3 protein-coding genes and 2 pseudogenes are annotated in these 6,999 nt (G+C 66.9%); 2 read left to right on the top strand and 3 right to left on the bottom strand.

Going from position 1 to position 6,999, the window contains the following annotated elements:
- From RMO30_RS12005 to RMO30_RS11995, 3 genes and pseudogenes are all read right to left on the bottom strand, one after another.
- Nucleotides 1-2,376 (bottom strand): annotated as a pseudogene (locus RMO30_RS12005) (hypothetical protein); the annotation flags it as partial.
- Nucleotides 2,377-2,693: 317 nt separating this feature from the next.
- Nucleotides 2,694-3,602 carry a serine hydrolase gene (locus RMO30_RS12000; protein WP_397427936.1) on the bottom strand — a complete coding sequence of 303 codons (909 nt, stop codon included), beginning with the start codon at nucleotides 3,600-3,602 and terminating at the stop codon, nucleotides 2,694-2,696.
- Nucleotides 3,596-5,566, bottom strand: coding sequence for a M13-type metalloendopeptidase (locus RMO30_RS11995; protein WP_309713774.1), 1,971 nt, complete (start codon nucleotides 5,564-5,566; stop codon nucleotides 3,596-3,598). The genes RMO30_RS12000 and RMO30_RS11995 overlap by 7 nt, the downstream gene beginning before the upstream one ends.
- Nucleotides 5,567-5,608: 42 nt before the next feature.
- Here RMO30_RS11995 and RMO30_RS11990 point away from each other — a divergent pair, with 42 nt between their 5' ends.
- Entirely contained in the window at nucleotides 5,609-6,865 is a 1,257-nt protein-coding gene (locus RMO30_RS11990) for an MFS transporter (protein WP_309713771.1), read from the top strand.
- A 9-nt stretch (nucleotides 6,866-6,874) separates the two neighbouring features.
- Nucleotides 6,875-6,999: pseudogene (locus tag RMO30_RS11985) on the top strand (endonuclease NucS domain-containing protein); the annotation flags it as partial.

Below are 6,999 nucleotides of genomic sequence, written 5' to 3'. Positions count from 1 at the left end.
GCACTGCTGATCAACGTCTGTCGCCGGCGTTGCCGTAGCCGGGTCGAGACAGGTTCCCGGGTCGGTGAACTCGTGGTACCAGAGGGTCTGCCCGAGGATCACGTAGCCCGGATCGGCGATCGCCTTGATCCAGATCTCCGTTCCGGAGGTCGCGTTGTGAACGCCCACCGAGGCCCCGACTGTCGTGAAGGTCACGTTGTCGAAGCTGATCTCGTAGGTCACGTTCGGTGCCGCGACGATCTCGTAGGTCGCCTGGGTCGAACCCGTCGTGTTCGGCTCACAGATCGAGTCGACGAACTTCGGGTCACCCGGGAACGCCTCGTCGAGGCACTTGCCGGGGTCGGCGAAGGTGTGCGACCACGGACCCGTGTAGCTCGCCAACACGTAGCCCGCATCGGCCACCGCGCGAATGATTACGGAGTCGAGCGGGTCCGCGTTGTGAACGCCGACCGAGACCGGGGCCCAGGTGTTGCCGCCGTCGGTGCTGATCTCGTAGCTCACGTGCGTGGCCGCGAAGACCTCGTACGTTCCCTGAGTCGTGCCCGTCGTATTCGGCTCGCAGACCGAGTCTGTGAACTCTGCCGCTGCCGGGTAGGCCGGGTCGAGGCAGTCGCCGGCGCTCACGAAGAGGTGCGACCAGGGTCCGGTGTCACCGGCGAGCTGGTAGCCCGAGGCGGGCACGGCCTTGATCCACACCGTGGTGCCGACGGTTGCGTTGTGCACGCCCGCCCCAATCGGGGCGTAGTCGACGCCGTTGGTGCTGACCTGGTAGGTCACGTTCGCGGTCGCGAAGACCTCGAACGTCGCCTGCGTCGATCCGGTCGTCGTCGGTTGACAGATCGAGTCGGTCCAGTCCGGCACCACCGGGTACGCGTTCACGAGGCAGTCGCCTGCGGCCGTGAAGTTGTACGACCAGTACGTCGTCGAGCCCGGCACGATGATGTTGCCGTTGGCGAGCGCCTGCACCTCGATGAGGCGCGGGAACACCGTCACGTTGACGGTGCCTGCCGAGACGTCAGTCCACGAGCCGCCATTGATGCGCACCTGGTACTTGATGCCCGAATCGGTCGGGATCGTGTACGAGGCGGTATTGGTCGTGCCGGGGCCGGTGCAGACTTGTGCGGTGAACGTCGGAGCCGCGGGAACGTCGCACTTCGACGAGGTGACGTCTGCAAACTCCAGCTTCCACTTCGAGGTTCCCTCGATGTCGTAACCGAAGAGGGCGACAGCCTGGATCCACACCGACGAGCCGTCGGCGGCGAAGTAGACGCCGGCCGCGATGTCGGTCCACGGACCGCTGCTGCCTCCGCTGGACACCTGGTACTTCACCCCGACGATCGACGGAATGGTGTACGAGGCCTGGCCGACCTGGTCTTCACCGGTACAGACGGCTTCCACGATGGTCGGCTTCGTGGGGGTTACATCGACATCGCAGTCGGGGGCAGAGAAGGTCTTGGTCCACTCCCATTGATTGTCGTTGCCCTTGAGTTCGTAGCCGGGGAGCTCGTCAGCGTCAACCTCGACCTTGGTGCCGACGGCGACGAAGTACGTGCCGGCCGCCTTGACCGCATAGGCCGCGTCATTGATGCTCACCCGGTACTGAACGCCGAGCGTCGACGGGATGGTGTAGCTCGCCTGGCCGTACGTGCCCGGACCCGTGCACTGCGCTTCGGTGAACGTCGGTGCCACCGGGGTGACCTCGTTCGAACAGTCGTTGTTGTAGAGCCACTGGCCGTAGGTGGTCCAGTTCTGCCCGGGGTACGAGCCGTTGACTCCCTGCTTCACGTAGGTGAACGGCGGGATGATGTCGTTCGGGTGTGCGCCGTGGCCATTGGGGTCGAGGGTGATGATCGAACTGACCGAGCCCTCTTGTTGCGTATAGGGGTTGCTGCCGCTCCCCGTCGCGTGACAGAGCTCGATCTTCTTCGACGTGTCATCCGGCAGTCCACAGTTGCCTGCGAGCCCTTCGATACGGGTGTCGTGCTTCGTCGCGCCATTGTGACCGTTGGACCACGGCGTGTAGGCGTATACCCACGGCCCGTTGCCCACGGTGGTGCCTGGCAGGGTCTCAATCCACTGGATTGATCCCGCAGCTCCGCTGGTGTTACCGCGGTTGGTCCAGTCGTTCCAGGTGGCGAAACCCCAGCCGTTCTGGAAGGACGTCGTGCCCGTGCGCGTGTGAATCGGCGCACTGACACCGTTCGGGATATTGCTCCAACTGAGCGTGTAGGTGATGTCGTAGTTGCCGGTCTGGGGATTGCAGACGGCCGACGCGGTGATGTTTCCAGCGTGGGCGCTGGCCGGAGCGGCCGTGAGCACCACCATGCCGAGTGAGAGCGCTAGTGCCGTCAGCCCAGCGAGGAACTTCTTAAGCATGGGGGAATCCTCTGTAAGCAAAGGGAATGCTAGGGAAATGGGCGCACGGGTAACGCCGGGATGGCAGTCAGCCACCGGAAGTCCGGCACAGGGGGGTGGCCGGCGATAGGGCGCGTGGGCGCACGAAATCTATCGGGGTCGCGCGTCCGCTTCGGGGGTTAGCGGGTCGGGGGTGAGTGTGGGTTCTCCTTGGGATACGGTCCCATCGGGGGTGCGCCCCCTACTTCGGTGTGGGGAGCGCAGGGACCTCTCAAGCGCGACGCTAGCAGTCCCCATTTAGGAGGACAAGCTATTCACAGCAAGTAGTTGTGGATCCCTCAGTGCACGTATTCGAGGATGTCGAGCCCCACGACTCGAAGTGCGTCGAGAACACGCAACCGCGCCGCGAGCCCACTGTCGTTGAATTGCACGGATGCCGCGTAGGCGACGGCGGTGCGTGGCCCACGCAGCACGCCGGCCTCCGATCGCACCCCGGTGTCGGTTCCCGTCTTGTGCACCAGGAGCACGCCGTGGTCGGTGCCGCGGTGCGACAGCGGGTCCAGCCCGAACGCACTCGCGACCATCGAGAGGTCGGAGTTGAGCGAGAGCCAGCCGAGCACGCGGCTCGAGGTGAGAGCATCGACGATCTCGCCGCGCGCGAGCGCCGCAAACAGCCACGCGAGTTCGGCCGTCGAGCCGACGGAGAGCTGCGGGGCGTCATCGGGGCCCCGGGAGTCGCGCACCAGATCGAGCAGTGCCGTTCGCAGCAGCCCGAGCGATTCGGTGCGTGCGCGTACGGCATCCAGTCCTACCTGCCGCAGCAGCACGTTCGTCGCGAGGTTGTCGCTCGTCGCGCCGACCAGGGTGGCGAGGTCGGCGACCGGAAGCGACGGCGCCTGCAGGTGCTGCCAGATTCCGCTGTCGCCGACCGCGTCGCGGGGGGACTTGTCGAGGATGCCGTAGCCGGTGAAGTCCCGCTCGGTGAGGCGAGCGGAGACCTCGACGAGCAACAGGATCTTGCCGATGCTCGCCGTGGGCAGCACGATGCGTTCGTCGATCGCGACGAGGGTCTTGCCGGTGTCGAGGTCGGTGACGGATGCCGATACCTGCGCGCCGTCGTAGGCGAGGTCGCCCAGTGCGGCAAAGGTCGCCGAGAAGTCTTCGGCGGGCTGGCTCGACCGGTGTTGGGGCACGCGGACACTGCGCACGCGTTCGCGGCGCTGAGTGCCTGCCTGCACATTCACCAGATTGTGACTCTGTCTTCCGGGTCGAGCCAGAGAGCATCGCGTGCGGTGACTCCGAACGCGGCGTAGAACACGTCGATGTTACGGACGATCTGGTTGCACCGGAACTCCGCGGGCGAGTGCGGGTCGATCGACAGCAGGCGGAGCGCCTCTTCGTCGCGCAGCTTTGTGCGCCAGGCCTGGGCCCAGCCGAGGAAGAACCGCTCCGCCCCGGTCAGCCCGTCAATCACCGGCGGCTCCGCGCCGCCCAGAGAGAGCAGGTAGGCCTTCCAGGCGATGCCGAGCCCGCCGAGGTCGCCGATGTTCTCGCCGATCGTCAGCGCACCGTTGACCTGGTGGCCGGGCAGCTGTCGGGGCTCGAGCTCGTCGTACTGCGCGATGAGCGACGCGGTGCGGGCCTGGAACGCCGCCTTGTCGTCGTCGGTCCACCAGTCGGTGAGCTTCCCGTCGCCGTCGTACTGCGCACCCTGGTCGTCGAAGCCGTGCCCGATCTCGTGCCCGATGACCGCACCGATCGCGCCGTAGTTGGCGGCGGCATCCCGGTTTTCGTCGAAGAACGGCAGCTGCAGGATGGCGGCGGGGAACACGATCTCGTTGAAGCCGGGGTTGTAATAGGCGTTGATCGTCTGTGGCGTCATGAACCACTCGTCGCGGTCGATCGGCTTGCCGATCTTGCCGAGTTCGCGCTGGAAGTCGAATTCGGCGACGGCCCGCACGTTGGCGACGAGGTCGTCGGCCGCGATCGCGACGCTCGAGTAGTCGCGCCACTTCACCGGGTAGCCGATCTTCGGCGTGAACTTGCCGAGCTTCTCGAGGGCCCGCTCGCGGGTGGCGTCGGTCATCCACTCGAGCTGCACGATGCTCTGCCGATACGCCTCGACGAGGTGGGCGACGAGATCATCCATCGCGACCTTCGCTGCCTGGGGGAAGTGCCGGTCGACGTAGACCTTGCCGATGGCTTCGCCCATCGCGCCTTCGACGACTGAGACGGCGCGCTTCCACCGGGCGCGCAACTCGGGGGTGCCGGTGAGGGTCTTGCCGTAGAAGTCGAAGTTCGCCGTGACGACCTCCGCGTGCAAGTAGGGGGCCGACGAGCGAATGACCTGCCAGCACAGCCAGTCCCGCCAGGCGTCGAGGCGGTCGTCGCTGAGCAGCGGCGCGAGGCCTTCGAGGAAGCTCGGTTGCCGCACCACGACCTCAGCGAAGGATGCCGTGGGCACGTCGAGCGCTGCCACCCAGGTTGCGAGCAGCGGGGCGCGCTCGCCAGCGAGGGCCTGCGCGGCATCCCAGGTCATCGGATTGTAGGTCGCGACCGAGTCGCGGCAGCGCACGTTGTCCCAGTGCTGCGCGGCGATCGAGGTCTCGAGGTTGAAGACGCGCTGCGCCGCGTCGGCGGCGTCGGCGATGCCGGCCATGGCGAGCATCCGCTGCAGGTGCGCCAGGTAGGCGTCGCGGATGTCGGCGAACTTCGGTTCACGGAAGTACGACTCATCGGGCAGACCGATGCCGCCCTGCTCGAGGAAGACGAGGTAGCGTTCCGGGTCACCCGGATCGTTGTCGACGAAGGCCTGCAGGAACCCGCCGACGCCCGCGCGTTCGAGCTTCCCGAGTGCCGTGACGAACGACGGGATGTCGGTCACGGCCGCAACGGCCGCGAGGTCGTCGGCCACCGCCGACCACCCCAGCTCCTCGATGTGCTGCTCGTTCATGAAGGAGGCATAGAGGTCGCCGAACGTGCGCTCCTCTGTGCCCGGGGCGGCGGTCTGAGCCTCCTCGATGATCGCGTGGACGGCCTTCTCGGCCTCCTCGGCGAGGATGTAGAACGAGCCGTACCTGGCCTTGTCGCTCGGGATCTCGGTGCTGTCGATCCAGCGCCCATTGGCGTGACGGAACAGGTCGTCTTGCGCGCGCACCTTCGGGTCGAGGTCGGCCGTATCGATTCCTGAGGAAAGCGCGTTCGTGGTCACGAGGCCAGCCTAGGATCACTTGACCGCGCGTAAGATCGGCGGATGCCACCGCGTTCCGTCCTGCTCCGCCGCGCCATGTTCGGCGTCTTCGTAACCTTCGGGCTCAACGGCGTCGCGGTGGCGACCTGGATCTCGCGGCTCCCCGCGATGCGCGACATCCTCGATATCAGCCTCGCGCAGGTGGGCCTTCTGCTCTTCGGGATGTCGGCTGGGTCGATCCTCGGGCTACTCGGGGCGGGAATGATCGTGCATCGGATCGGCGCACGCCGCACGATGGTGGTGACCCTCGTGGTCGGTGCCACGGCGCTCGGACTGCTCGCCGTCTCGACCTCTCTTGTGGTGTCGTTCCCGCTCGCGATCACCGCGATGGCGCTGTTCGGGATCTCCTGGTCGATCTGCGACGTCGCCATGAATGTCGAAGGCACAGAGGTCGAGCGTGAGATGGGTCGCACGCTGATGCCGTGGTTCCACGCCGCGTGGAGTCTCGGCACCGTCGCGGGTGCCGGACTCGGTGCCGCGTTGGCTCTCGTCGGCATGGTGCCGGCGACGCATCTCGCGATCATCGCGGTCGTGCTGATTGTCGCGGCAGCGCTCATCCCGCGTCTGCTTCCTCGAGCGCTCGACCATTCGACAGGCTCAGGACGGCGCGTCGAGGCGACTGAGGCGGCCGATGGGCAGCGCAGTGGATTCCGCTCCCAGCTCGCCGCGTGGCGGGAACCTCGCACTCTGCTGATCGGCGTGCTCGTGCTCGGGATGGCCTTCGCCGAGGGCTCGGCGAACGACTGGCTCGCCCTCGCGATGACCGACGGCCGTGGCTTCGACGACGCCCAGGGCGCCCTGCTGTTTGGGGTGTTCGCCGTCGCGATGACGATCGGGCGCATCGCGGGCGTTCCGCTGCTCGACCGGTTCGGCCGCGTGCCGGTGCTGCGCGTGGCCGTCGTGATGTCGGCCGTCGGGCTGGCTGTCGTCATCCTCGTGCCGATCACGCCCGTGATGGTCGCGGGGATCGTCGTCTGGGGGCTCGGCGCCGCACTCGGCTTCCCGGTCGGGATGTCGGCCGCCGGCGATGATCCGGTCGGGGCGGCGGCACGCGTGAGCGCCGTCGCGACGATCGCGTACTGCGCCTTCCTGGTCGGCCCGCCGATCATCGGAATCGTCGGCGAGCAGATCGGCATCCTCAACGCACTCTGGATCGTGTTCGGCCTCATCGTCGTCGCCGGGTTCGCGGTGCCCGCGACGCGGAAGCCTGTACGGGAACGCTCGCCCGTGCAAGAACCCTCGCCCGCGCAAGAGAAATAGGCTGGCCGGGTGCGTCTGGTCGTTGCCCGCTGCTCGGTCGACTACGCCGGGCGGCTTTCGGCACACCTCCCGCTCGCGACGCGGCTGCTCGTGCTCAAAAGCGATGGCAGCGTGCTGGTGCACTCGGACTCGCT

Source organism: Pseudolysinimonas sp. (assembly GCF_031389465.1).
Lineage (GTDB): Bacteria > Actinomycetota > Actinomycetes > Actinomycetales > Microbacteriaceae > Pseudolysinimonas_A.
Note: the sequence above shows the minus strand (reverse complement) of the source record. Positions and strands in the feature narration are given on the sequence as shown.